Source organism: Paenibacillus sp. Y280, from assembly GCF_056786335.1.
The window spans coordinates 26,524-51,054 of the sequence record NZ_JBXCIW010000023.1 but is presented as its reverse complement, the minus strand read 5'-3'; the positions used below and the strand labels follow the sequence as shown (position 1 = coordinate 51,054).

Genomic DNA, 24,531 nt, shown 5'->3' with positions numbered 1-24,531 from the left:
GGAGTCAGGTTATATAACATTAAATCACTGATAAGGATATTACGTAACATATATGTAACATATTGGCCAATAACAGCAAACCTTCATGTTAGATTTTCCAATTTAGGTCAAAGGTTTATACCCGTATTATAGGCTAAATCCGAACATTAATAAAGAAAAAAAAGTCGTACTGCTACTCTTTACAAGTAGCAGAACGACTACAGCACGCTTCAATATCAAAAATCTACTCGGTCTTATCCGGATCTTTCGGGTTGTCGCGTTTCTCAAGAGAAGGAGCTTTAATCTCATCCTGCTCACGAGTCTGAATGCGCACCTTCACATCGCCAACCGTCTCCACGATAGGTTCTACCGTTGATTCCGTTGTTGTTGCCGCTCCGTCAGACGACGGGCCGCCCTCCAAAGAACCAGTCTCAACCAATCGTTTAATTTGCTCGAGCTCAAGCGTTTCTTCGCTAAGCAGCGTTTGAGCAATCAAATGCATTTCCTTGCTCTTCTCTGACAATAGCGTCTTTGCACGGTCGTAACAGCCGGTAATGATGGATTGCATTTCTTGGTCAATCTCGTAGGCAATCGCATCGGAGTAGTTCTGTTCATGACCGATATCGCGGCCTAGGAACACTTGGCCTTGCGAGCTGCCGAATTGCATCGGTCCAAGCTTATCGCTCATACCGTATTCCATAATCATTGCACGAACGATACTAGTCGCTTGTTTAAAGTCGCTGTATGCGCCCGTTCCGATTTCACCAATAAACAGCTCTTCCGCTACGCGACCTGCGAGAAGGCCCGTAATTTTATCAAGAAGCTCCTGCTTCGTTACAAGCATACGATCTTCCTTCGGCAGCATAATGACGTATCCGCCAGCGCGGCCGCGAGGAATAATAGTAACTTTGTGGACAATATCCGCATGCTCCAAGAAGTAGCCTGCAATGGTATGTCCTGCCTCATGGTAAGCAACAATCCGTTTCTCGCGATCACTGACAACACGGCTCTTCTTCTCCGTACCGACGATAATCCGATCAATCGCATCATCAACCTCAACCATAGCGATATCCTTTTTGTTGCGACGAGCAGCTAGAAGAGCTGCTTCATTGAGCAAGTTCTCGAGATCAGCACCGCTGAAGCCAGTTGTACGCTTCGCGATAACTTCAAGCTTAACGTCCTTCGCAAGCGGTTTGTTGCGAGCATGTACTTTAAGAACCGCCTCACGGCCTTTCACGTCTGGACGATCAACCGTAATTTGACGGTCAAAGCGGCCTGGGCGAAGAAGTGCCGGATCAAGAATATCCGGACGGTTCGTTGCTGCAATAATAATAATGCCTTCGTTAGCGCCAAAGCCGTCCATTTCAACGAGCAATTGGTTGAGCGTTTGCTCACGCTCATCATGACCGCCGCCAAGACCGGCGCCGCGCTGACGACCTACAGCATCAATCTCATCGATAAAAATGATACATGGAGCGTTTTTCTTCGCATTCTCAAACAAGTCACGCACACGGGATGCGCCGACACCGACGAACATCTCTACGAAGTCGGAACCGGAAATGCTGAAGAACGGCACGCCTGCTTCCCCTGCTACTGCGCGAGCAAGCAATGTTTTACCTGTACCTGGAGGACCAACGAGCAATACGCCCTTCGGTATGCGAGCGCCTACCAGGTTGAATTTGCGCGGATCCTTCAAGAAGTCTACAACCTCAACGAGCTCTTGCTTCTCCTCGTCTGCGCCAGCGACATCTTCAAATGTAATCCGCTTCTTCTCATTATCATAAAGCCGCGCTTTGCTCTTGCCAAAGTTCATCACTTTGCCGCCGCCGCCCTGAGCTTGATTCATTAAGAAGAAGAACAGGACAAAGATAATGACAAACGGGATGATGGAAGTGAGGAATGTAAGCCAAATGCTTGGCTGATCCATTTCCTTGCTTTCAAGCTTAAACCCGAACTGCTCCTGCCATGCGAGGATTTTCTCCTCCGCTTTGACGCTGACCCTAGATACAAATTGGTCGCTTTCCGCGCCTGCAGGCTTTGTATTATATTTACCAGAAACAAAATAAGTTTGATTCTCATACTTGACACTCAGTTCTTTCACATTGCCTGATTCAACTGCAGCACGTAGCTCGTCATATCGCAATCCAACTGTCGTGTCATTTTGGCTGCTGATAAATTGAAAAATCCCAACGGTCACCAAAAAGATAATTAAATAAAAACCAGTATTACGGATGATCCGATTCATCCCCAACCTCCTCTCAGACGCTTAAAATATTTTACCATAGCATGACTTTCCATAACAATAGAGGTGTACGGAGAAGGGCATGTACGGGTGAATCGCTATTATTTCTTTATTTCTCATAAACCTGCGGCTTCAAAATGCCAATGTAAGGAAGATTGCGATATTTCTCTGCAAAATCCAGTCCATAACCGACAACAAACTCGTCCGGCAGCGTAAAGCCCTTGTAATCCGCTTCTAGTTCCACTGTACGGCGAGCAGGTTTATCAAACAATGTAACGACGGTGACCGACTTCGCATTGCGACGCTCAAGAACATCGATTAGATAGCTAAGCGTTAGTCCGCTGTCGATAATGTCCTCAACGATCAGAACATCGCGGCCTTCGACCGAAACATCAAGGTCTTTAATGATTTTGACAACGCCAGACGATTTAGTCGATTGCCCATAGCTTGATACGGCCATGAAATCAATTTCAAGCGGTACAGTCATTTCCTTCACCAAGTCCGCCATAAAAATAAATGCGCCCTTAAGAACGCAAATAACGAGCGGATTGCGTCCGCTAAAATCTTTGCTTAGTGTTTCACCAAGCTCTTTTACCTTGTCGCCAATTTGCTGCGCGTCATACAATACTTCTTGAATATCGTTCTGCAAAGTAGAAATCCCCCTACGCCTTAACTATGTTTATGAGTGTACCAGTGCTTCTTATTCGTTGCCTGCCCTTATGAAAAGCACACCTTCTGTGTGCGCCTCCGTAAGCGCGTGACTTGATCTGCGAATGCCCGGAATCCAGAGCAATTTCCCTGCTGCATCGAACAGCAATGGATACGTCTCCCGCTTCAGCGGAGCAACTTTCTCATCAACGAACATATCTTGCACTTTTTTCGAACCATTTAATCCTAAAACCTGAATTCTGTCGCCCGGCCGCCGATTTCGAATGACGAGCGGAAACATTAACTCTGAAACATCGAAGCAAGCTTCATAGCGTGAAGCAGGCTTGTGGCTATCTTCTGCAGATGCATGGAAAAACGCAAATGTCCATCCGCTTTGCTCGACTTTCAAGCTGGCTGTATCTCTTCCTACCTCACACGAATAGGCGCTCGCATCGTCTGACGAATGCTGCGGGACTTGAAGCCATCGCATCATATCGTACTCACGAGCGCAGCGAATACCGGCACCGGCATCAATTCGCCAAGTTGTTGGCGCATTAGCGGAAGCAGCAAGCCGCATCGTCTCAATCTGCTCGAAGGATATCTTTTCCGTTTCTTTAGAAAGATAACTTAATATTAGTTTAATCAATCTCCTTTGTAAAGCGACGTGGAGACCGTGCAAATCGATGCAGCTAATCGAGCATTCATTGGGGGATAGCGTAACGAGCTGCGCGAATAACGCTTCGGTTTGTTTCTCCATCCACTCGTCTTCCGCCCCTGCTACCTCAGCAAGCCGCTGAAGCGATTGGGATAGCTGCGGATTATGCCGAGATAAATACGGTAAAATATCTAACCGAATAATATTTCGGAAATAATGGCGTTCTGTGTTACTGCTATCCGTGCAGTACGGGATATGATGTTCTTCGCAGTAACGTAGAAGGTCTGACTTCTTCATACGCAGCAGCGGTCTGATAAGTTCCACGTTTTTTTCACGTCTTTTGCTAAGAATTCCAGCTAGCCCGGTTAAGCCTGTCCCCCGTATAACCCTCATAAGCACGGTTTCTGCTTGATCGTCAGCATGATGGGCCAGCGCAATTCGCGAGGCTCCGTAACGCGCTGCAATCTCATGCAGAAATGAATATCGTCTCTCGCGAGAAGCAGCCTGTCCGTTCAAACGTGTTTCTTCTATATAAGTAGGCATGTCGAATGTGACCGTTTCGCAAACGACTCCAAGCTCCTCCGCGAATGCCCGAACGACCATCAGCTCATGCGCCGACTCTTCTACGCGAAAACCGTGATTCACATGAGCCGCAATGATCGTTAATTCGTTTTCCTTCGCAGAAGCGGCCAGCAAATGGAGCAGCGCCATGGAATCCGGACCGCCGGATACCGCTACTACGATGCAATCGCCCGTTGACCATAGCCCGCGCTCCGCTGCCGCTTTCTCAAGTTCGTTCCCCAGATTCATATGTATTACCCTCACCTTCACTTCCCTGCTCATGGCTGATCTCACAGCACATTTCGCAGCAACCAATAAACCGATGTTCCGAGCAGCACCGCTGATGCGGCAACAAGCCCTTTCAGCCACACCGGCGTAGCGGAAGGCCTGTGCGTATCCCGTCTATGCATTAAGGATCGCCAAGCTTCAGATGCCTCGCCGGCATCGGCGAACTGGCCTGCAAAGGCTTTGCGCAGCCATCCGGCTACCGGCTTTAGTGCCGGGCTGGATTCCGCAATCTGAATCAGATCGCTCTCTGAACGATTTTGCGGCAAAAGCTCCAATGTCAGCTGATGGAGCCGCTTCGATTCATGCAGCTGAATACACAAAACGCCGAAGGAAAATAGATCGTACCTCGGGTCAGCCGAACGCGAGCCTCCGTTCCAGTAGCCGCGGTCATAGATTTCCGTAAACTGGCGAATCGCTTTGCCTGCCGCTGTTACGCCGCCATAATCAACCAGCTCGACATGCCCGTAATCGGCCACCATCACATTCTCCACCTTTAGATCGCCAAACACCCAGCCCGCCTGATGCAGCTTCGCCAGCTTGCCGAGCAGGTTGAGGCCCACAAGCGGAAACCACTCCGAGCCGTTTTGCTTCAAGTAGTCGCCAAGCGTTGCGCCAAGCACATACCGCATAATATAAAAAGGATATTCCCGTCCATCCGGCCCGTACAAATCGTCCACGTCAAAAAGAAAGGTTTCGTGCCCGTGATGCTTCTGCTTGGCGATCGACTGCAATACGTTAATCTCGGATTGCAGATCAATCGCATCGAGACCAAGCTTCAAGGCATACCAGCTGCGATCGCGCTGTACGAGATATACTTTACCGTTTGCGCCCTCACCAAGCAACCTCTCAACCCGGTACCGTCCCTGCTTCCACTTGCCGGTCACCACCATGCCGCGGCGAAGATCAACCTTAAACGACGTAGTCACTCATCATCCCATCCGTTTCATCTCTGCTCTTCTTACCATAATCTCCCTTGCGGTAAAAATCAATCACTTGCATAATCGCAGGACCCGTAGGTGTCGTTCCGCCCATTTGCAGCCTCGGGAAAATGCCCTGCACGCCATTAAGATGACTTGTCCAGCCTAGATCCATCACGCAATCATCCCCATGTCTTGAGCCTGGAAAATGAAAGACCGAAATCTCGCTTTTTCCTTGCCTAGCCTGCAGACTAAGCATCAAATCGCGTATGGCCTCCTCAACCGCAGCCAGCTTTGGCTTCATACTTGCGCTAGCATCAATAAGGAGCGCCACCTGCAAGCTTGATGTCTCCCCCAGCTCATCGATTACGCGAACGACATCGCTCCGCTTATCAGGCGGAAGCGCCTCAATCGATCCATTGCCCAGCACCTGCTTGAGTTCCTTTTGCACCGCCAGCTGAATCGTCTGCACAACTGTCTTGCGCGTCATCATCTGCACCGTCTGCGATAGCTGGCGCGTATTCACCATTCTGCTTAGTCCGCCGCCTGCACGCGCAATCTCATCAATTTCCGCAGCACCAAGCTCGCCCACATCGCCATGATCCAGCACACCTACCACATTAACGGAAATGCCATCCGAATGCGCATGCGCAGCCGCTACGACCGGACTCAGCCCCACATTGGAGCAGCCATCCGTTATTAATAATATTTGCTTCATAATTGTTTACCCTCCTCCAGTGTTTGTGTAACAAACACTGCTTCGTAAGCGTAGGCTCAAGTGTTTGTGTAACAAACACAGCATCGTAAGCGTAGGCTCAAGTGTTTGTGTAACAAACACAGCATCGTAAGCGTAGGCTTCGCCTCAGCCTTCCTATTAGCTTTGCCTTTTTTGAGAGGGATAAACAGCTAGACTAGTAAAAAGATCAATACTTGCAAGCAAACGGCAGACAGCATTACGCCACCATCGCATGATGGCAGGTATTCACTTCCACTATATCATTCATCAGCTAATTCTATAAGGTCAATAAATAGATGAAACGCTTCTGTTTCAGAGATGGAAGATATGGATATATACACCTTACAGTGAGATAACCACCGTGTGCAACGGTTGTTGTTTCATTTCCCAACTTCAATTAGGTCAAACAAGCAACAAAAAGAAGCCGTTTGGCCGCCAGCTGCAATTGAGCTGACAGACAAAAGGCTTCAGCTTGCTTAATGATTAGATCCGATATCCGCCCACCTCTCTACTTAGGATTACTTAATATTACGAAGTAATACTTTTTAGCTCACCGTCCTTGGGCGCTCCATGCGCGTAATGCCAGGAAAGCGGAAGGACGCCCACTCCGGCAAATGCTTATCGATCCGCGCTACGAGCACCGTCATATCATCAACGATCTCGCCATTATGATGGCGAACCACCTTCTCTAGCAGCGCGTCCGCCATTTCCTGCGGATCATCCGTTTCCAGCTCGCTTATAATGCGCTTCATCCATAGCTCCTTGTTAACGGCAAGGCCCGGTGCATCATAAATGCCGTCGCTCATCATAACGAGCGTATCGCCGGACTGCATTTGCATGGATACAAAATCGACGTCAATATCTTGAAGAATGCCAATAGGCAAATTGTTTGCCGTGACCGGAATGACCTCACTTCCTCGTTTAATAAAGCTTGGGGTTGACCCTATTTTCATAAACGTCGTCTGCGCCGTATACAAATCAACGATCGCCAAATCGACGGTAGCGAACACCTCATCGGAAGAACGCAATAAGAGCACGGAATTGACGGACTTCACTGCCAGCTTCTCATCCATGCCGGACTGCAGCAGCTGCTGCAAAATAGACAATGCCGCGCTGCTTTCCTGCCGCGCCCGCTCGCCATTGCCCATGCCATCGCTAATCGCAACAGCAAATTTACCATTTCCAAGCTCAACCATGCTAAAGCTGTCTCCAGACAGCAAATCGCCTCCTTTAGCCGCTCCTGCAATGCCAGTCTCCACCTCATACTGCTTAGCCGAGCCGAAGGCAACAAGCGTTGGCTCACCGTTTCTCGTTGGCGGACTCTCTGATTTAACCGCTATATGCTCGCCCAAAATATCGCTAAGCAGCGGCGCGATAATTTTGCGGCACTCATCATACCCTTGTCCAAACGAGTGATAGACCTCTATATCTACATTTCCCTCCTCCAGACTTACAATATCGATCCCTTGCACCGATAAGCCTAGTCCCTCCACCGCCTCTCGAATTTGCTCCTCCTGCAAATGCAGCGTCTGCCCCTCTCGTTTAATTTCTTTTGCCAAATCCTCCATAACCTGCGACACGCCCTGCAATTGATCTGCAACAAGTCTGCGCGAGTCGAATATTTGCTTCTTCCAATGCATATTATTTTGATAAAGCTCGTACTGCTGCGTCATATCCGTTAGCACCTGTGAGGATTTAACACAGTGCGCTGACCAAGCCCGCGGTATCTCCTTGGCAGATGGTACACGATCCTCCTCTACTGTGGTCATCATATCGGTCATCATTTTGTACGTATGGAAAAACTTGTCCTCCCAGCATGCGTTTTGCCTATGACAGCTGGAGCAGCTGCGCTCGGCAACCGCATTCATAAAATGGCTGATCTCATCCTCTCTGTTCAAGGTCGTTGCACTGCTGTTAAGCTGGCCGAAGCTCCGCGACAGCTGGCTGAACACGTCCGAGTATTGCGATACGCGGTCCGCTGTCACCTCACGCACCCGCTTCGCGTACTCATGCTGTGACTTGGCATGCTCATTCGTTCCCGGCACATAGCGCGAGATCGTGCGAATCATGCTTCGCGGCGTCAGCATAAGCAGCATGGCTGCCGATACTGACTCCCAGGTGGAGCTCATCACATCAGCCTGACTCCCTACATATATGGATAAAATCGATGTCCCAAGCAACATTCCAAATGCCGCTGCCATTTTGCCGCCCTCACGCAGCAAGCCAGCCAGCAATCCCGCAAACGCGAGTAAGCTCATTTGAACGACTGCACCAAAGTCAGCCAAGCTTAGAATGAGTCCTGCAACAACACCGACCGAAGCGCCAAGCGGGGCGCCGCCTGCCAAAGCAAACAGCAGCAGCATATATCTGGACATGACATGTTCTGCCGACAGGCCGTAGAATACCCATCCGACCGCCCCCGTCATGACAGAAGCGAGCAAAATCATCAAACATATAATTTCTTCGTTTTTGAGCGAGGCAGATTTTTTAGTCATCGTTAGAACGGGGATCGCTTGTATAAACACGAGCGTAAGCACAAATCCGAGTGCTGCTTCCACGACGACGAGCATAAAATTATACCAGCTAAGCTCGTCCCCTATAAATACGCTGAACATCTGCACCAATAGCGTTGAGGCGAACACCAGAATCGGCGCCGACGACAGCTCCGCCTTCTCATATGCCTCCAAGCCCTTCAGAAATAGAAACAGCACCGCGATTTCCATCGCAATCCACATCGGCGCCGGATCGGCGGCCAGCCAGCTTCCTGCAACCAAGGATATCGCCACCCATGGGTAAATATCCCTTCTCATAAAATAAATAACTGCGAAATAAGCGATAGCAAAAGGCATAAGCGATTCGAGTATAACCGCCCTTCCGAGCAAGAAGGCTACACCTACAAGTAAGAATGTCCACTTTTTGGCTAAAATGACTTGTATGAATCGCCGTGCGGCGGCCCATTCCCGACCTTTCTGCAACATCGTTTGAGCCAGACCTGTCCGTTTCACACCTGGAAGCACAACCGCGTTTTCCTTTTCCATGAGCAGACACCACCATTCCGAATGTAATGTGTTTTTCATTATAGGAGGTTGTCCGCATGAAGTTTGTCAGTTAACGTAATACGCTTAAATTTTTTTTCCGACAAAAATAATTGGCGCTCCTGCCCTTGTCAACAAGCGGTCAAACATATGCCCCGTATGGATTTGCCTCGTCTGGACCGCCGCCTTGAAGCAATGAGCCGACAACAAAATATGTGCTGTTTATCATCCAGATATTGGCGAATTCACGTAGTAACCTGTCGGTATTGATGGAGTATACGAGAAAAGTATTTTTTTCCAGCTTCTAGCAGGCTCACAAACGACAATGACCGTGCCAATCAGATGCTTTACCATTTATTCACCAGCATTTATCAGGATTAACGTTCCGCTTCGACAGCAAATAGTAAGCGCTTACCATCTGAATGTCAAAATCCGTTCATTTGCACGCAAAAAAAGCAGAACCTATAAGGTTCTGCTCTTAAATAATGTTATGACGATTCAGCTTATACTCGCTTGGCACCGCGTCCGCCGCGTTTGCCCTCCGTATTCTTCTTCAAAGAGGAGATCCGCTCTTCGCTGTCTTTCAGGAAACGTGACACTTTATCCTCGAATGACGGTTTACCGAATGCCGGTCTGCCAGACGATTGCTTGTTGAAGGGACGTCCGCCGCCACCACCGCCTCCGCCGCCGCGGTTGAAACGTTCGCCACCACCACCACTACCGCCAGTGCTTCCACCGCCGCCTCCGCTGTGACGCTCGCGTTGTTGTGGCGCTGGTTGGCCTTCTGGCCGGTCAATGGCTTGCTTAATGGAAAGTCCGATCTTTCCGTCTTTGTCCACGTTGATCACTTTTACTTTCACGACATCGTCGATTTTCAGGTGATCCTTCACGTCTTTGACGTAATTATCAGCAATTTCCGAAATGTGAACAAGACCCGTGACACCTCCCGACAAGTCGACAAATGCCCCAAAATGCGTAATGCCTGTCACTTTTCCTTCTAACTTAGCGCCCACTTCAATTGCCATAAAATAAAATGTTCCTCCCTAAAAGTTATGCGAAGCAAAACTGAGTTCATAAGCATATGCTATGTTTTGCGAAAACGCTATTAACGTGATTATAACCGAACCGTTCAAGTAAGGTCAACAGACGTTCACCCGATTTGAAGCCCTATTTAATCACTGAAAATTTGCTGCTCGCCTTCCTTAACCATGCCCTGCTCTTTCGTTGCTAGCTGTTCGATATATTCTGGATCGTTCAATCGTTCAATTTGACGTTTGAGTGCCTCTGTTTCTTTGGAAGACGCTTCAATCTGCCCTTGAATTGTATTTAGATTAACGCCAGTGGCGTTTTTCTGCTGCATTTGGCCAAAAATAGTATACGCCGCCCAGCCCATAAATAACACAATAAACATCATCCATAGCTTGAAGCGACGTTTCGTGCCAGCATTCCCTTGCGTCTTATTTACAGCAGCTGTTGCCATGAGCGGTACTACCTCCTAAACCATTTGCTCCACAATTGGGCAATTAGTAGTCCGATTTTGCTAAGCCTCCCGGCTAATTGCCATTTGGTTATATAGGGCGACAGCCAGCGTCCAAGCGGACGAATAGCTGGCCTTGCCATCCAAACAAACAATTTCCAAAATGGACGAACCAATTGTACCACAATTTTTAATACGAAAATAGTGAGCGCAGACCCAAATGCAAAAATAACCATAACCAGCTTGTAGAGCAGCAAAATCGGCTTCACGATAAGGATCTCGAGACATTTGAGCACAATAGCAATGAGATTTCGCACTGCTCCGATGATCCATTTAACGACAACAATAACGATTTTGCTTAATAATAGATAATAAAGAACGACTCCGATGGCCAGTCCAATAAAAACGTACGCCCGCACCTCGCCATTGTTGCTAGCGTACAGCACCCGAAAGACGACTAAAGCCGCCGCCATCCAATAGATGACATCAAGCACCGGCAGCCACCAGCGCGGGAACTTCAGCTCATTCGACACGACCCGATAGCCATCGAACACCGTTCCCATGCCAAGGCCCGATAACAGCATGACTGCCATCGTCAACCATTGCATACTAAGCGTCACTTAAATAGCTTCCCGAACAGCCCTTTTGATTTTGAAGAGGTATTATTTCCATCCAAATAGGCGAGCGAATGGACGAGCCCTTCAATTGCCACCTGACCTTGTTCGAGGCTAAGATGCTTCATATGCAAATTTTGGCCCTTTACCGCCAAGAAGCCAAGCTCTGTCTCAAGTAAAAATTCCTCGCTGTCGAAGCTTTCCACGTTCACGACGCCTGTAAGCTCCAGCAGCTTGCGATTTAGCATTTTCACTTCCTGATACTTCTGCCCCTTGCCTTGGTCAACCATAGACTCGTCCTCCGCTTCGTTAACATGTCTAGGCGTAAACGGCTACCGCCGTCCAGTGGCGGCGCGGCATACGTTTCGCATTTAATATAAGCAGGGCATAAGCGCGAGGCTTATCCTGTCTTATATGTTTAGACTAGCTTATGGGGTAAGGACGAGAATTAGAACCTATTCTGCTAGATCAGCAGTTTCCAGAGACAAGTCGCGGGTTTCTGTCTTCACTTGCAAGTAGACCAGCAGAAAAACGACTGTAACAAGCTCACTGACCCAATCGACCGCTACATCAAATATAGTGTTAGTGATCCAGGATTCGTTCGGTATGACTAATGAGAGTAAAACAATGAGCATGCTGATAACGAAGGCTGACGCGTAACCGCCCAGCGCATACCCTGCGAATTTAAAAAAGCGCCCGCGCGCCATTCGCCGGCATTCCATCAGCGGATTGCTCCTCGAGGTATCCTCCACCGATACAAAAATAGGCATCAGCATCAGCCATACTGCAAATATCAAGCCAGGCACAACGAGCATAATAATTCCTGCAAAAAAAATGACATTTTGCAAAAAGCTGTTCGTAATCATTCGTGCCCATTTGCGCATACCCCACAGTATAGAAGTCTTAATACCGGTGCTTGTCGCTGTCATTTGGCCGAGTAAGTAGTGGACAATCATTGGAGTAATGGCGCTCAAAAAGATAAGCCCAATAAAACCATCCCATCGCGAATTCGAATCAAGAAAACCATAATCGCTTTCGGGATCAAAATAATAGTAGTTTTTGATCGCCTCGACCGGAACCGCCATAACAGCAACAAAGAAAAGAATAGGAGCAGCATGCTTGAAAAAAAGAGCGAACGCGTCGCCAAGCAAATAAAAACCTTTCCGTCGATACTCCGGAATAGGGAGCTGAAGATGATTCATGGATTAGTCCTCCGAGTATATAAACATTAATAGCCATTTTGAAACAGATATGTACAAAAAAAGGCTGCCTACAAGTTTTTATCTTGCAGGCAGTCTGGGTTTTATTGCTGCTGTTCCCACTCAAGTGTGTTCTCGCGCGGGCGTTGCTCTTCTTTCACCAAGGTATACAGCTCTCCGGCTTCATCCTTACGGGTCGTCTCCGCAATGCGCTCAACGCGCACGGTTACGATTTTTTGACCGTATTGGATTTGGAGCTCATCACCGACTTTTACGGCGCTGCTTGCTTTCGCTTCGCGGCCGTTGATCCATACGCGCCCTTGCTCGGAGACATCCTTCGCAACGGTACGGCGCTTGATCAGCCGGGATACCTTAAGAAATTTATCTAATCGCATTGATTATTGGATAGCTTCTTTCAATTTGTTGCCTGCTTTGAATGCAGGAACTTTTGCTTCCGAGATTTCGATTGGAGCGCCTGTTTGCGGGTTGCGGCCAGTGCGTCCAGCACGTTTACGAGTTTCAAAAGTACCGAAGCCGATCAATTGTACTTTATCGCCACCTGCAAGTGCATCTGTTACTTCGCCCAAGAAGCCGTTAAGAACTGCTTCTACGTCACGTTTAGTCAAACCGCTTTTTTCTGCAATGTTGTTGATCAAGTCTGTTTTGTTCATTATAAAATCCTCCTAATTCGTTACCGTTATTTGTGGTCGACGCTAGCAGCGCCGCCTTTACTTTCAATTCTTACTCTCACGAAGAATACTTATTCTGCCTTCTAGCAAATAAATCCTGCCGCTATTTGAAATTTTTTTGCGATTGTTGCGGAAAAAAGGCGATTCATGACGAAATGACAGCTACAATTGACGTTTAGCCTCTTCCCACCAACGATCCATTTCTGTTAAATCAGTCTGGTCAAATTGCTTCCCGCTTATACGAAGCTGTTCCTCAATATATGCAAATCTACTGCGGAATTTTTTGTTCGTGCGAGAAAGCGCCTCTTCCGGGTCGGCATGGATGAAGCGCGAGGCATTGACGACCGCAAACAGCAAATCGCCAAGCTCCGAGGCTTGCTCCTCCTCGGACTTTGAAGCAATCGCTTCGCGCAGCTCTGCGAGCTCTTCTTCTATCTTGCTGAGCACGGGATCCAGCTCGTCCCAATCAAAGCCTACCTTAGCAGCTTTTTTCTGAAGCTTATAAGCTTTCATAAGGGCTGGCAGATCGGGCGGAATGCCATCGAGTACCGAAGGACGGTTCACATCGGTTCCTTTCAAGCGTTTCTCCTCGGCCTTCATTTGCTCCCAGTTGACTAATGCCTCTTGCGAATTGCTAGCATCCTGATCCCCAAACACATGCGGGTGGCGGAAAATAAGTTTCTCGTTAAGTGATTGTATCACATCATAGACAGAAAATGCGCCAGTCTCTTCTTCCATTTGGCTATGAAGCATCACTTGCAGAATAACATCTCCGAATTCTTCCTGCATACCGTCCGGATCATCGTTATCGATCGCTTCCAGCGCTTCATAGAGCTCTTCGATAAAATTTTTGCGAAGGGACTGATGTGTTTGCTCCTGGTCCCACGGACAGCCTTCCGGGCTGCGAAGGATCGCGACAATCTCGTGCAATCGCTCGAAAGAGCGGTTGCGCAGCACCGCATCGTCAGAGCGCGGCACCCAGATAAGCGATAGATTGCCATAGCCCGGCGTACGATCAAGCTCGTATAGCGGAACGCGAATGATCTGCTGCTCGTTAGCAACGCCAAGGGCATGTCCAACAACAACCTCGTAGTCGTCGGGATAGCGCTCCATAAGGGCGAGCTTAACATCCGATGCCGTGAAAGCATCATACACTTGGCCAATTAAAGTATGCAACTGCGGCTGAAGCAGAGATGACTGAAGGTCTGCCGCATCAAGCAGCGCAAAGCCCTCGATCGGGTCGATGCCGAGGCTGACGAATGCTTGATCAAGGAAGCTCTCGCCGCCGATAATTTGCAGGTCAATGCCCAAATCCGGACATTGCTCGCGCAGCAGCTGTACCGTGCGCTCGGCTACCATCGGGTGGCCGGGAACGGCGTAGATGAGCGACTCGTCAGGACAGGTGTTTTTTGCTTCGGCAATAAGCGCCTCCGCGATTGCTTTGTATACGTCTGGAAAAGACTCGAACTGCTCGTATAGTGTGTCGAATGAAGTATAGGCGATGCCATTTTCCTGAAGCATCGACATCGCGGGATGCTGCGCCGTACGCACGAATATGCGCTTCGCCGCCTGCAGTCTGCGCCATACGCCAAGCGTCAACTGATCGGGATCGCCCGAGCCTAGTCCGACGATAGTAAGTTGTGAAGCTGCCATGTGAGATAGGCCTCCTTTGAGAGTAAATACATGTAAGGCGTGGACTAGAGTAATAAAGATGTGCTTTGAGAAGAAGCACAAGTAAAGACGAACATGAGAGTGTTATACAAAAGCAAAATCCTACAAGCTTGAAACTAGCTTAGAGCAATCGTTATGTAAGCAGCATCGTTGAATGCGAGTGAAATAGCAAATACCAAAAGTAATAATGGACCAAATCGTACGAAACATCAATATCCTCGCGTGAAAAATGTTTCGTATGGAGTAGGCTGGGCCTCATTTTGGTGATTATTCGATGCTTTAAGAGCGTATTTGTGCTTATAGGCTGCAAATTCTTGCTAAACCTTGGCTGTAAGAACGTATGTGTTCTTACGGCGATTTTGTCGCCATGTTTGGGTGATTATTCGGTGCTGTAAGCACGTATCCGTGCTTATAGGCTGCAAATTATAGATAAACCTTGGCTGTAAGAGCGTATGTGCTCTTATGGCGATTTTGTCGCCATGTTTGGGTGGTTATTCGGTGATTTAAGCACGTATTTGTGCTTATAGGCTGCAATTTACGGCCAATCCTTGGCTGTAAGAGCATATGTGTTCTTATGGCGATTTTGTCGCCATGTTTGGGTGATTATTCGGTGCTGTAAGCACGTATTTGTGCTTATTGGCAGCAAATTCTAGCTAATTCTTGGCTGTAAGAGCGTATGTGTTCTTACGGCGATTTTGTCGCCATGTTTGGGTGATTGTTCGGTGCTGTAAGCACAAATTTGTGCTTATAGGCAGCAAACTCTAGCCAATCCTTGACTGTAAGAACGTATGTGTTCTTACTGATATGTCTGTGGTGCTAGACTAAAAAGTGGACACACTGCATGCTCAAGCGCTAGCAATCCTATACTAGCGCTCATCCCTCGCTGGCGGAATAAGCCGCCAGCGCCGCAGTCGGGCGGCCAATACGCCGCCGCCCGGAAGCGCGCGCAATTCGCGCGCGCTAACAGCGCCGCCGCGCAAAGCCGCGGCGCCAAAGGCGCAAGCGCCGACGGCTACGCACGTCAGCGCAAGCGCAGCTGCTGCCGCCCGAGGCGGCAGTCCGCCTAGCGCAGCGCTCAGCGCTCGCTCGGCGACAACAAGCACCGCGGCCATCACCGCGAGTGCAAAGCCCGTGCCTATGGCCGCGCGACCAATCGCCGGCCCTCGCCCTTGCATCCTCGCAGGAGCTCGCCCGTTCTCACGCTCACCCTCGCTCACTCCTACAAACGCTCGCCCTTTCTCCTGCTCGTTCGCCTTTTCAGACGCACGCTCTTCCTCCCGCTCACCCTCGCTCACTCCTACAAACGCTCGCCCTTTCTCCTGCTCACTCGCCATTTCAAACGCTCGACCTTCCTCCCGCTCACTCACCTTACCAGACGACTTCTCTCCTACACTCGCATCCACACTTTCTTTCATTTCCCTAGAAGCTCGCTCAACACTCCGCTCCGCTCCCCAGCTCCCTGCAAGTGAAGCCCCTGCTCTAGCCGCCATATACCGCACCGCGATCGAGCCCAGCAAAGCTGCCGCGCTTAATGCCGCTACGCCGGCAATGGCCGCTCCTTCGATGCCGTACGCAGGAACGAGCGCTGCGTTAAGAACACCCTTGAGCAGCGCCGCAACAAGCAGCAGCACTGCCGGAATTCGCACAGCGCCAAGCCCTTGCAGCACGGGCGCTGTTACCGCGTTCACACTGCCGGCAAGCGCGGTGCAGCCGACCAAAGCAAACGCTATCGTACCCTTTGAATCGGCATACAGCATTACATTAAGCGGCTCAGCAAGAAGCGCTAAGCCGGTAGCTGCCGCCGCGCCGATTGACCATGCCGCTCGCTCGGCAAGTGAAAGCTGTACGCGCAGCTGTCCATAAGCACCGCGCATTCGCGCAAGCGCAATGCCAGGCACAAGCGCAGCAGCTGCCGCTCCAGCCACCATAACGACCAGTTGCACAAGCGGCTGCGCACGGCTATATACACCAAACAACGCCATCGCGTTAGCTTCGGATGCTCCCGCTGCCTGAAGCAATCTCGGAACCGTAAAGGCATCTACGACTCCTAGAACAGGAACAACAACCGCCCCAAGTGCAACCGGAAGCGCGATAGCTGCAAGCTTTTTCATTTCAGCTCGGAGTGCCCCAGCTTTAGGTGCATCCCGCTTACGGCGACGATTCCGCCATACATATAAAGCAAGGACGAGCAAAGCAGCGAATGCCCCAAACGCCGAGCCGCTCATTACACCAGACGCGACGGAAGCGTCTGCCCAACCCGCCGACCAACTCATCGCAAGCACGAGCAGCATAACGCCAACTCGCATCATTTGCTCCACGATTTGCGAGGCAGCGGACAGCCCCATCCTGCCTAGCCCCTGCACATAGCCGCGCAATGCTGCTACGAACGGTGCCAACAGCAGCGCAAACGAGACTGAGCGAATGGCTCCAGCCGTATGAGCATCGCCGATCCAGATTGCGACATGTCCCGCTCCCGCCCACATGAAGCCAAAGGTAACGATTCCCGTTATCCCAAGCAGCAGCAATGCCGCAAATAACGTTCGTCTAACGCCTTCAGGATCATTTCCTTTCCGCAGCCTCTCTGCGATCAGGAGAGACACTGCCGTTGGCAAGCCAGCCGTCGCTAGAACAGCCGCCAGCTGATAGAACGGGTATACGGCATTGTAGATGCCAAATACACGATCTCCGGCCAAATTTTGCAGTGGAATTTTTTGAAAAACGCCAATTAGCTTAGACAATAAAGCCGCACCCGCCATAAGGACAACGCCGTTCAGCAGAAGCCGTTTTGAGCCGCGGCTAGCCTGCACTCGCCCTTCAAAGGGCAGCTCTTCCGCTGCTCCAGTCAATTGTTTTCCCTTCAGCTGCAGCCCTTCCGCTGCCCCAGTCAATTGTTCAGCCTCAGAAGGCAATCCTCTATCCCCAGCCGTACTCACTTCATGCCCTGTCGTACTTGCTTTACGCCCACTTGTACTTGCTTTACGTTCAGCCATACTCGCTTTACGCCCGTCCACAAGCTTGAGCAACTCCGCTGCATGCTCTTTTCCCCTCGGCTTGCGGCTCATCCTCCCACGCTCCTGCCTATCCATCGATTGATTTTGGTATTATTATACCTTACAATCGCAAACCTTGAAAAAGCTTCCTTAATCGAGATTTCTCTCGATCAAAGAAGCTGTCATATTCCTCGCTATTGCTGCTTTCATTTGCTTGCACTTGTGCTATTGTTCCATCTGCTTGGCCAAAAATCCTGCTGCCGTCTCGGCCATCTTCGTTTCCATATTAGCCATTTTCACTGACTCATCCTTGCTGAGCAGCACAACGGTGCCAATAGGGTCGCCGCCGGCGATGATCGGTGCGATGACGAATGAGCTGTACGTTTCCTGCAAATCCTTAACTATCTCGAATGCGCCGCCGTTTGCTTCTGCCATCGTCCTGCGGTTTTCCATACAGCTCTCCAGAACTGCCCCCACCTGCTTATCGAGCAGCTCTTTCTTGGAGGCCCCGGCAACAGCGATTATCGTATCCCGGTCCGTGATCAATGTAACATGGTTCGTACCCTCAAATAACGACTCTGCATATTCTTTGGCAAAGTCGCCAAGCTCGCCGATAGGAGAATATTTTTTCAAAATCACTTCGCCATCACGATCTACAAATATTTCTAGAGGGTCACCCTCGCGAATACGCAGTGTACGGCGGATCTCCTTCGGAATCACCACACGCCCGAGATCATCAATGCGACGTACAATTCCAGTTGCTTTCATTTCTTGTTGCCCCGCTTTCCTAGAGGATTTTGAATCGACTGGATACTCAGACTGAGCTTTTTTATAACGAAGAAGAAACATCCTTCAAAAGATTTTGAATCTGACCATAGTATTCATCCGCTCCCAAATTCTTATGCACGGACAACAGTTTCAGCCAAACGTTCCATCTCTTTGTGAAAAGGCATCATGCATCATCACGCCTCCATGTTCCCGCTTCCTTATTATCCTTTTTCAGCATGCCCCATTTCCTCCATTTGCTTGCATGTTGACAAGAAGCTTTTGATCAAAGCTAATGACCGCTCAGCGCTTCGGCACTTTAATTAGAAAACATCCTGCCGCTCCGGAGAGAGCTGCAGGATGTCGAAAAAACATGGCGGTTGCGATGATGCCAAGCACCATTAAAAGCTTTGATCTCGATTTAGGGATGGAGGTCGCGGCGGTTTCAACACTTTCTTGCTCGAAAGATTTTTTGTTCATGTCAGCTTTAGTCATCATTATTCCCCCTATGTCTAATTAATGCTTGAGCAGTTGTGCAAGCTCACGCTTCAAGGACAGAAAATCAGGATGCTCGCGCACCTCTGGTGTGCGTCCTTCCGGCAGCTCCACGCGGAACTCCTTCAAAATACGGCCAGGGCCTGCTCCCATAACGACAATGCGCTGCGATAAAAAAATCGCTTCATCAATATCATGTGTAATGAAGAGAACCGTTGTCTTCTCCTTCTCCCATACCTCCAGCAGCATCTCCTGCATCTCGAGCTTCGTCTGCGCATCAAGCGCGCCGAACGGCTCATCCATTAAGAGCACCTTTGGCCTATTGGCTAACGCGCGAGCGATCGCAACCCTTTGCTTCATTCCGCCCGAAAGCTGCTTTGGATAAGCCTTGTCGAATGACTCCAGCCGGATGACCTTTAGAAAATAATTCGATATTTTTCGGCGGTCCAGAATGGATACTCCTTTGAGCTTAAGTCCGTACTCAATGTTTTCACGCACGGTCAACCATGGGAAGAGGGTGTAGCCTTGAAACACCATGCCACGGTCGGCGCCTGGCCCTATTATGTCTTCTCCATCTACCGTGAGTGATCCGCCGCTTGGCTCGTCAAGACCTGCCACCATCCGAAGCAGCGTCGATTTGCCGCAGCCGGATGGCCCTACAATCGTAAGAAATTCATTTTCTCCGATGGTCAGATCGATGTCGCGAAGCGCCTCAAATCGACTTTTTTTCGACTCATACACTTTTTGCAATCCCTGAATCTCAATGGTTCCGTTTGTCGATTTCGCAGCCAGCATAAGATCACTCCCAAAATTTGTTATACAAAAAAATGAATAGCCTGGGAGAGATTCTCCCAGGCTTTTATCCTTCCGTGTTATACAGCCTAGGCGCCGATTAAGGAAACCGCTTGCTATACGCCATCTCTCGGACCAGAACTCAAACTTGTATGCCCACCCGATACGCTTCGAGTGCTGCAAATCGTTCGAACGGAACCCTAGACAGCTTGTTGCTCCCGCGTCATTCTTCTGCGAGAGTCGATATTCTTTTGTTATAAAACCTAACGTTAATTCGTAGTATAGTGCCGATTGCACGGGTTTGTCAATTGGTATGTTAGGTTTAATCACATTAAAAATATTTTCGTTTTATTCGCAGCCTATTTTAACGTGGTGATCATCAAAAAAAGCGATTATCGCCCTATGCACGATAATCGCTCGCTTTTTACTTTGTCAGGGTTAAAATTAAGGATTGCCCTCTTCGTTGCCGCCAGCCTTGTTCGGCTTATTAAGCCTTCCTGCTTTGCTTAGCGCTTCTCTTAGCAAAAATTCAATGTGCCCATTGACGCTGCGAAATTCATCTGTCGCCCATTGCTCCAGCGCACGATGAAGATCAGGATCCAAGCGAAGCGGAAATGCTTTTTTCTCTTTTGCCATAATAATCGGCCTCTAGCCGTAAAGGGTTCCCGTGTTAATTACAGGAGTTGCGGCACGATCGGACACGATCGCTACCATTAAGTTGTTCACCATCGCGGCACGACGCTCGTCGTCTAGTGTGATCCCATTTTCCGCAAGCTGGCGCAGAGCCATATCTACCATCCCAACAGCACCCTCGACAATTTTGGAACGCGCCGCCACGATTGCAATGGCCTGTTGACGTTGAAGCATTGCGCTTGCGATTTCCTGGGCATACGCCAAATGGGTCAGACGCGTCTCAAGTACCTTAACCCCCGCAACTGCAAGTCGATTTTGGAGCTCGCGGTTAAGCTCAGATGCCACCTCATCCGCATTTCCTCTTAACGACAAGGCATCGACATCGGAGAATACATCATAAGGATATTGAGCAGCAATATGACGGATTGCCGTCTCGCTTTGAATTTCTACAAATCTTTCGTAGTTGTCGACGTCAAAGCTCGCTCTTGCCGTATCCATGACTTTAAACACAACAACCGCGCCAATTTCGACAGGGTTTCCTTCCGCATCGTTTACCTTAAGCGTCTGGCTATTGAAATTGCGTACTTTTAACGAAATATTAGCCTTGCTCGTTAAAGGCAGCACCATCCACAAACCGCTCTCCAGCACAGAGCCCATATACGTTCCAAAAAACGTAACAACCTTCGCCTCATTCGGCTGCACAATCGTAAGAGAGGATAGACAAATCGCAGACAGCAGCACCAGAAAGGCACCGACGCCGATCATAAGTCCCGACCCGCTTTCCTTCGATGCTTCCGATATAATTAGAAAAATACCTCCGCCAGCAGCGATTACAGCTAACAGCAACGCCATATACCCACTCACATACCAGGCTTTCTTCTCGTTCATCCGACCCCGCTCCTTCATCTTCAGCTATATATTATTATGATATAATTATGATATCACTTTTTACAAAAATAAGCAATCTTTGTTCAGTTTTTCATTCTGCTGTTCGCAACAATACAAGGTTAGGTTTCGTTACAAGAAAGAAGAGAAGAAGACAGGGGTGAATGCGTTGAAATATCTTTTAATCATGCTAATGCTTACTTTTTCAATTGGCTGTAACGATGGAAAGGACGCGTCGATCGAGCGCTCCGAATCGCAGAACTACCTGGAGCAAAAAGGGTACCGCATCGTTTCAGACGAAGGCATTGCCGAGAGCTACGTGCTGTCTAAGCAGAAAATAATCGAGCTGCCTTATATGATCTATTGGGGCTTGCAATCCGCCAACCCCTCTGACTTTTTCGGCAAAACAATCCAGGTCCAAAAGTTTATCGTAACCAAGCATCCGCTCAGCAAAAAGAAAGTCGACGTTTATGTCTATTTAGCAGATGGCCAGCCTATAGGCGGGACCTCGCATCCGCACGGTGACACATCGGACGGCGGCTACTGGTCGATAGACGGCAAAACCTTAGAGGAGCTTCAAGATAAACCTTTTCAAGAATGGCGTAAAAATTGGGTTGAAAAATATTCGGATATTTCACAAAAATAATCGTTGGCCATTCGATTGGAGGCTTTAAACATGACTATGAAATTTAATATTCACGAAATCGTTCAAGATCTCCGCGGTTTTTTAATTCTGCTAATTACCACGGTTCTAAGCGAATAGCAAAAATGGCTCTCAGACAAATACCTGAGAGCCATTTGATTAATTTATTTATTGATTTTGATTTACTCACATCCATCAAGACAATTAACTATTGATCATTAGGAAGCTCAGGTCGTTTCGGTCCTTCAACTCCAATAGTCGGGTCATACGTTGCTTGTATTTTCTCTTTTGTTGCCGGATCTTTAGGATCTTCCGGTTTTGAATTCGTCCATGTTTCATCATCAAGGACCGGAGATTGCCACCAATAAAAGTCGCGATACACCAAATCAACTGTTAAATATACGATAGTATCTTTATTTTTATCGTTGATAGTTAGGTCATATTGTGAAATACCTGTCCCTTCCTTTTCATTTAGTTCCATGATCCATTTTTCAATTTCCGGAACCAGAGAATTGACTTGAGAAACTTCTTCCGTTATCAATAACGTAGCCAGTTTTCCTCCCAGGCTATTATCCGTTATAGTCACGGAATCTAATAATACATTTTTCGACTTCAGATCCTTTAACAATACTTCTTTTACTGTTTCGGAATTGAGCTTCGCTACTGGCTTTTTTGAAAATTTCGGTATTTGAGTGATGTCATTCATTTTACCTTCGTAGATAGTTTGATCATTTTTACCGGTAATAGTCAAATCAAGGCTTTTAATTTTAATTGTATTACTATTTCTCAATTCATTTCTAATATTTCGAATAGCTTTAATATCCTCTGGGGTCGCTTTATTTTCACCTGCGTTTGATTTGAGATTCATTTTTACACTTGATCCAGCTGCAGAAATATTAGTAAAAATAACCCCTTCCTTTGCAAGATTAGTCTTAATTTTCTCAATTTCTATAGGACTTCTTGCAGAGATCGAATCTAGAATAATCATTCCACTTAGTAATGCTGTTACGGCCGTTCCAATAAGTAACCATTTTTTTTCATTATTAATCACTCCCTACTATTTATGGTCCATAACTCTGTAATTAGCATTATCGGTTTTACTAGTTAAATATGGACTATCTGACGTCGGGGCAGTATTATTTGCCTGTGCTTGAACATTATTATATACCCCTAAACTCCAACTTCCTTTATCTACGCCAGCGATATAACGCGCCTTGCAGGTCGGACATCTCTTTCTGGATTCTCGGCGCCAATCACATTCATTTTCATATATGATTAAAAGCTCTATTCTATGATAGATTTTATAACATATAATTTCCTGGTTTACAAAAAAAGTCCATTTCAAGGCTTGCACCTTGAAATGGACTTTACTCAAACGGTAGCTCCATTCATTTTTAATCTCATCCGCACGCTCCCGGTTCATACATTGTTAGATATGCATATTTCAGTTTTTTAGCAAAAAAAAAACCCTTAACCAGCAGCTGGTTAAAGGGTCTAAATCAGGAGTCCTTACATTTATTTCGTTGCAGGTGCATCAGTAACAGGTGCATCAGTAGCCGGTGTTTCATCGCCAGCAGGAGCATCGCTTGCCGGAGTCTCCTCTTCCGTCTTAGGAAGCTTGATAACGATCTCTTGCTTAGGAAGCTCGTCCGTCATGAACTTGTTCATAAGCTCATAAGAAACGGTGCTCTTAACTTTATCCTTGACTGCATCCGTTATCTTATCGAAGGCTGGTGAATCACGCTTCTCTACTTTAATGACATGGTAGCCGTACTCTGTTTCTACCGGATCGCTAATAACGCCGATCTCTTGCTTGTATGCAGTTTGTTTAAAGGCTTCAACCCAATCGCCGTTAAACTTGTCTGCATAAAGCCCGCCTGTATCCTTGGAGCCTGTGTCATCCGAATAATCCTTGGCAAGGGCTATCCAGTCGCCGCCAGCTTCAAGCTTAGCTTTCACTTCTTTGGCACGCGCCAAAGCTTCCTCAGCTGTGCGAAGCTCTTTCCCCTCTTGGGATGACGGGTCCTTGGTCGCTACCAGAATATGACGCACCGTAACCAGAGCATAGTTAATGGTGTTCTTTTCATATTCGGTTTTTATATCTTCGTCTGTTACTTGGGAGTTCATATGTGCGACAACCTTCGATGTCAGCAGCAAATAGTCCTCCATATCTTTGTCTTTCAATTTCTTCGCGTCAATGGCCGTTTTCAATTCTGCATTTTGTCCCAATGCGTCTTTATATTGCTTCATTTGCTCTTTTACATCTGCTTCGGCTTTCTTAATCGCTTCCTCAGAAGCGCGGCTGCCTAATATTTTGTAAGAGATATACTGCTGGAGCAACTGCTCCTTAAATTGCGGTATTTCGATAACTTGTGCATAAGTCGGCTGCATAACCGTAAATACATCCAAATACTTGTTGAATTCCGTATCTGTCACATTGCCGCCTTTATAGGTAGCAATCTCTGTCTTTTTCGCGCCGCATGCCGCCATCGTCATGACCAGCACAACTGCCACGATAAGCAGCGCGCCTTTGCGCCATGCCGATTTGCGTGAACTGTGTAACATGTTGAATCCCCTTTCATCTTTTGAACTTGTTAGTATTGTATCAGAAAAGGGA

General features: G+C 48.2%; 23 protein-coding genes and 1 riboswitch. Of the genes, 1 reads left to right on the top strand and 22 read right to left on the bottom strand.

What is annotated here, in order from left to right; genetic code table 11:
* Positions 1 to 223 precede the first annotated feature (223 nt).
* The 20 genes from ftsH to AC1TPC_RS22255 form a co-directional block, all read right to left on the bottom strand.
* Positions 224 to 2,224, bottom strand: a complete 2,001-nt coding sequence (ftsH, locus tag AC1TPC_RS22350; protein ID WP_482069007.1) for an ATP-dependent zinc metalloprotease FtsH — start codon at positions 2,222 to 2,224, stop codon at positions 224 to 226.
* A gap of 106 nt (positions 2,225 to 2,330) precedes the next feature.
* Positions 2,331 to 2,870: a hypoxanthine phosphoribosyltransferase gene (gene hpt / locus AC1TPC_RS22345; protein ID WP_482069006.1), complete on the bottom strand. Its 540-nt coding sequence runs from the start codon at positions 2,868 to 2,870 to the stop codon at positions 2,331 to 2,333.
* A gap of 51 nt (positions 2,871 to 2,921) precedes the next feature.
* A complete protein-coding gene (tilS, locus tag AC1TPC_RS22340; protein WP_482069005.1) occupies positions 2,922 to 4,334 on the bottom strand; it encodes a tRNA lysidine(34) synthetase TilS in 1,413 nt (470 codons plus the stop codon).
* 41 nt (positions 4,335 to 4,375) lie between these two features.
* Positions 4,376 to 5,299 (bottom strand): serine/threonine protein kinase, encoded by a 924-nt coding sequence (locus tag AC1TPC_RS22335; protein WP_482069004.1) that lies wholly within the window; start codon positions 5,297 to 5,299, stop codon positions 4,376 to 4,378.
* The gene (locus tag AC1TPC_RS22330) at positions 5,283 to 6,008 is read right to left on the bottom strand and encodes a vWA domain-containing protein (protein ID WP_482069003.1); all 726 of its coding nucleotides are present in this window, start codon (positions 6,006 to 6,008) and stop codon (positions 5,283 to 5,285) included. The genes AC1TPC_RS22335 and AC1TPC_RS22330 overlap by 17 nt, the downstream gene beginning before the upstream one ends.
* Positions 6,009 to 6,571: 563 nt before the next feature.
* The gene (gene spoIIE / locus AC1TPC_RS22325; protein ID WP_482069002.1) at positions 6,572 to 9,064 is read right to left on the bottom strand and encodes a stage II sporulation protein E; all 2,493 of its coding nucleotides are present in this window, start codon (positions 9,062 to 9,064) and stop codon (positions 6,572 to 6,574) included.
* Positions 9,065 to 9,564: 500 nt separating this feature from the next.
* The gene (locus AC1TPC_RS22320; protein WP_482069001.1) at positions 9,565 to 10,086 is read right to left on the bottom strand and encodes a S1 domain-containing RNA-binding protein; all 522 of its coding nucleotides are present in this window, start codon (positions 10,084 to 10,086) and stop codon (positions 9,565 to 9,567) included.
* Between the two features lie 146 nt (positions 10,087 to 10,232).
* Entirely contained in the window at positions 10,233 to 10,541 is a 309-nt protein-coding gene (locus tag AC1TPC_RS22315; protein WP_482069000.1) for an FtsB family cell division protein, read from the bottom strand.
* Positions 10,542 to 10,549: 8 nt separating this feature from the next.
* Positions 10,550 to 11,158, bottom strand: a complete 609-nt coding sequence (yabQ, locus tag AC1TPC_RS22310) for a spore cortex biosynthesis protein YabQ (RefSeq protein ID WP_482068999.1) — start codon at positions 11,156 to 11,158, stop codon at positions 10,550 to 10,552.
* A complete protein-coding gene (gene yabP, locus AC1TPC_RS22305) occupies positions 11,155 to 11,442 on the bottom strand; it encodes a sporulation protein YabP (protein WP_482068998.1) in 288 nt (95 codons plus the stop codon). The genes yabQ and yabP overlap by 4 nt, the downstream gene beginning before the upstream one ends.
* A gap of 165 nt (positions 11,443 to 11,607) precedes the next feature.
* Positions 11,608 to 12,354 carry a DUF7847 domain-containing protein gene (locus tag AC1TPC_RS22300; RefSeq protein WP_482068997.1) on the bottom strand — a complete coding sequence of 249 codons (747 nt, stop codon included), beginning with the start codon at positions 12,352 to 12,354 and terminating at the stop codon, positions 11,608 to 11,610.
* A 101-nt stretch (positions 12,355 to 12,455) separates the two neighbouring features.
* Positions 12,456 to 12,746, bottom strand: coding sequence for an RNA-binding S4 domain-containing protein (locus AC1TPC_RS22295; RefSeq protein WP_169090051.1), 291 nt, complete (start codon positions 12,744 to 12,746; stop codon positions 12,456 to 12,458).
* Between the two features lie 3 nt (positions 12,747 to 12,749).
* Positions 12,750 to 13,022, bottom strand: coding sequence for an HU family DNA-binding protein (locus AC1TPC_RS22290; protein ID WP_053373361.1), 273 nt, complete (start codon positions 13,020 to 13,022; stop codon positions 12,750 to 12,752).
* 180 nt (positions 13,023 to 13,202) lie between these two features.
* Positions 13,203 to 14,693 (bottom strand): bifunctional methyltransferase/pyrophosphohydrolase YabN, encoded by a 1,491-nt coding sequence (gene yabN, locus AC1TPC_RS22285; protein WP_482068996.1) that lies wholly within the window; start codon positions 14,691 to 14,693, stop codon positions 13,203 to 13,205.
* A gap of 884 nt (positions 14,694 to 15,577) precedes the next feature.
* Entirely contained in the window at positions 15,578 to 17,773 is a 2,196-nt protein-coding gene (locus AC1TPC_RS22280) for a polysaccharide biosynthesis protein (protein WP_482068995.1), read from the bottom strand.
* Between the two features lie 153 nt (positions 17,774 to 17,926).
* A complete protein-coding gene (gene spoVT / locus AC1TPC_RS22275; protein WP_482068994.1) occupies positions 17,927 to 18,469 on the bottom strand; it encodes a stage V sporulation protein T in 543 nt (180 codons plus the stop codon).
* 300 nt (positions 18,470 to 18,769) lie between these two features.
* Positions 18,770 to 18,964, bottom strand: a complete 195-nt coding sequence (locus AC1TPC_RS22270; protein ID WP_482068993.1) for a hypothetical protein — start codon at positions 18,962 to 18,964, stop codon at positions 18,770 to 18,772.
* Positions 18,965 to 18,982: 18 nt separating this feature from the next.
* On the bottom strand, positions 18,983 to 19,756 hold the full coding sequence (locus tag AC1TPC_RS22265) for an ABC transporter ATP-binding protein (RefSeq protein WP_482068992.1): 774 nt from the start codon (positions 19,754 to 19,756) through the stop codon (positions 18,983 to 18,985).
* Between the two features lie 51 nt (positions 19,757 to 19,807).
* Positions 19,808 to 19,968: riboswitch (guanidine-I (ykkC/yxkD leader) on the bottom strand.
* Positions 19,969 to 20,197: 229 nt separating this feature from the next.
* A complete protein-coding gene (locus AC1TPC_RS22260) occupies positions 20,198 to 20,389 on the bottom strand; it encodes a type II toxin-antitoxin system antitoxin (RefSeq protein WP_482068991.1) in 192 nt (63 codons plus the stop codon).
* Positions 20,390 to 20,401: 12 nt separating this feature from the next.
* Positions 20,402 to 21,274 (bottom strand): SPFH domain-containing protein, encoded by an 873-nt coding sequence (locus AC1TPC_RS22255; protein WP_482068990.1) that lies wholly within the window; start codon positions 21,272 to 21,274, stop codon positions 20,402 to 20,404.
* Positions 21,275 to 21,440: 166 nt separating this feature from the next.
* Here AC1TPC_RS22255 and AC1TPC_RS22250 point away from each other — a divergent pair, with 166 nt between their 5' ends.
* The gene (locus AC1TPC_RS22250) at positions 21,441 to 21,917 is read left to right on the top strand and encodes a hypothetical protein (RefSeq protein ID WP_482068989.1); all 477 of its coding nucleotides are present in this window, start codon (positions 21,441 to 21,443) and stop codon (positions 21,915 to 21,917) included.
* A 205-nt stretch (positions 21,918 to 22,122) separates the two neighbouring features.
* Here the strand turns inward: AC1TPC_RS22250 and AC1TPC_RS22245 are convergent, their stop codons facing one another.
* Together AC1TPC_RS22245 and AC1TPC_RS22240 are read right to left on the bottom strand one after the other, a co-directional pair.
* Positions 22,123 to 22,965 carry a hypothetical protein gene (locus tag AC1TPC_RS22245; RefSeq protein ID WP_482068988.1) on the bottom strand — a complete coding sequence of 281 codons (843 nt, stop codon included), beginning with the start codon at positions 22,963 to 22,965 and terminating at the stop codon, positions 22,123 to 22,125.
* A gap of 464 nt (positions 22,966 to 23,429) precedes the next feature.
* The gene (locus AC1TPC_RS22240) at positions 23,430 to 24,479 is read right to left on the bottom strand and encodes a peptidylprolyl isomerase (protein WP_482068987.1); all 1,050 of its coding nucleotides are present in this window, start codon (positions 24,477 to 24,479) and stop codon (positions 23,430 to 23,432) included.
* Positions 24,480 to 24,531 lie beyond the last annotated feature (52 nt).

Bases quoted from the DNA above. Each gene is read 5' to 3' on its own strand.
- ftsH (WP_482069007.1), bottom strand. From the start codon at position 2,224: ATGAATCGGATCATCCGTAATACTGGTTTTTATTTAATTATCTTTTTG.
- tilS (WP_482069005.1), bottom strand. From the start codon at position 4,334: ATGAATCTGGGGAACGAACTTGAGAAAGCGGCAGCGGAGCGCGGGCTA.
- AC1TPC_RS22330 (WP_482069003.1), bottom strand. From the start codon at position 6,008: ATGAAGCAAATATTATTAATAACGGATGGCTGCTCCAATGTGGGGCTG.
- spoIIE (WP_482069002.1), bottom strand. From the start codon at position 9,064: ATGGAAAAGGAAAACGCGGTTGTGCTTCCAGGTGTGAAACGGACAGGT.
- AC1TPC_RS22320 (WP_482069001.1), bottom strand. From the start codon at position 10,086: ATGGCAATTGAAGTGGGCGCTAAGTTAGAAGGAAAAGTGACAGGCATT.
- AC1TPC_RS22315 (WP_482069000.1), bottom strand. From the start codon at position 10,541: ATGGCAACAGCTGCTGTAAATAAGACGCAAGGGAATGCTGGCACGAAA.
- yabP (WP_482068998.1), bottom strand. From the start codon at position 11,442: ATGGTTGACCAAGGCAAGGGGCAGAAGTATCAGGAAGTGAAAATGCTA.
- AC1TPC_RS22300 (WP_482068997.1), bottom strand. From the start codon at position 12,354: ATGAATCATCTTCAGCTCCCTATTCCGGAGTATCGACGGAAAGGTTTT.
- AC1TPC_RS22295 (WP_169090051.1), bottom strand. From the start codon at position 12,746: ATGCGATTAGATAAATTTCTTAAGGTATCCCGGCTGATCAAGCGCCGT.
- AC1TPC_RS22290 (WP_053373361.1), bottom strand. From the start codon at position 13,022: ATGAACAAAACAGACTTGATCAACAACATTGCAGAAAAAAGCGGTTTG.
- yabN (WP_482068996.1), bottom strand. From the start codon at position 14,693: ATGGCAGCTTCACAACTTACTATCGTCGGACTAGGCTCGGGCGATCCC.
- AC1TPC_RS22280 (WP_482068995.1), bottom strand. From the start codon at position 17,773: ATGAGCCGCAAGCCGAGGGGAAAAGAGCATGCAGCGGAGTTGCTCAAG.
- spoVT (WP_482068994.1), bottom strand. From the start codon at position 18,469: ATGAAAGCAACTGGAATTGTACGTCGCATTGATGATCTCGGGCGTGTG.
- AC1TPC_RS22270 (WP_482068993.1), bottom strand. From the start codon at position 18,964: ATGATGACTAAAGCTGACATGAACAAAAAATCTTTCGAGCAAGAAAGT.
- AC1TPC_RS22265 (WP_482068992.1), bottom strand. From the start codon at position 19,756: ATGCTGGCTGCGAAATCGACAAACGGAACCATTGAGATTCAGGGATTG.
- AC1TPC_RS22260 (WP_482068991.1), bottom strand. From the start codon at position 20,389: ATGGCAAAAGAGAAAAAAGCATTTCCGCTTCGCTTGGATCCTGATCTT.
- AC1TPC_RS22255 (WP_482068990.1), bottom strand. From the start codon at position 21,274: ATGAACGAGAAGAAAGCCTGGTATGTGAGTGGGTATATGGCGTTGCTG.
- AC1TPC_RS22240 (WP_482068987.1), bottom strand. From the start codon at position 24,479: ATGTTACACAGTTCACGCAAATCGGCATGGCGCAAAGGCGCGCTGCTT.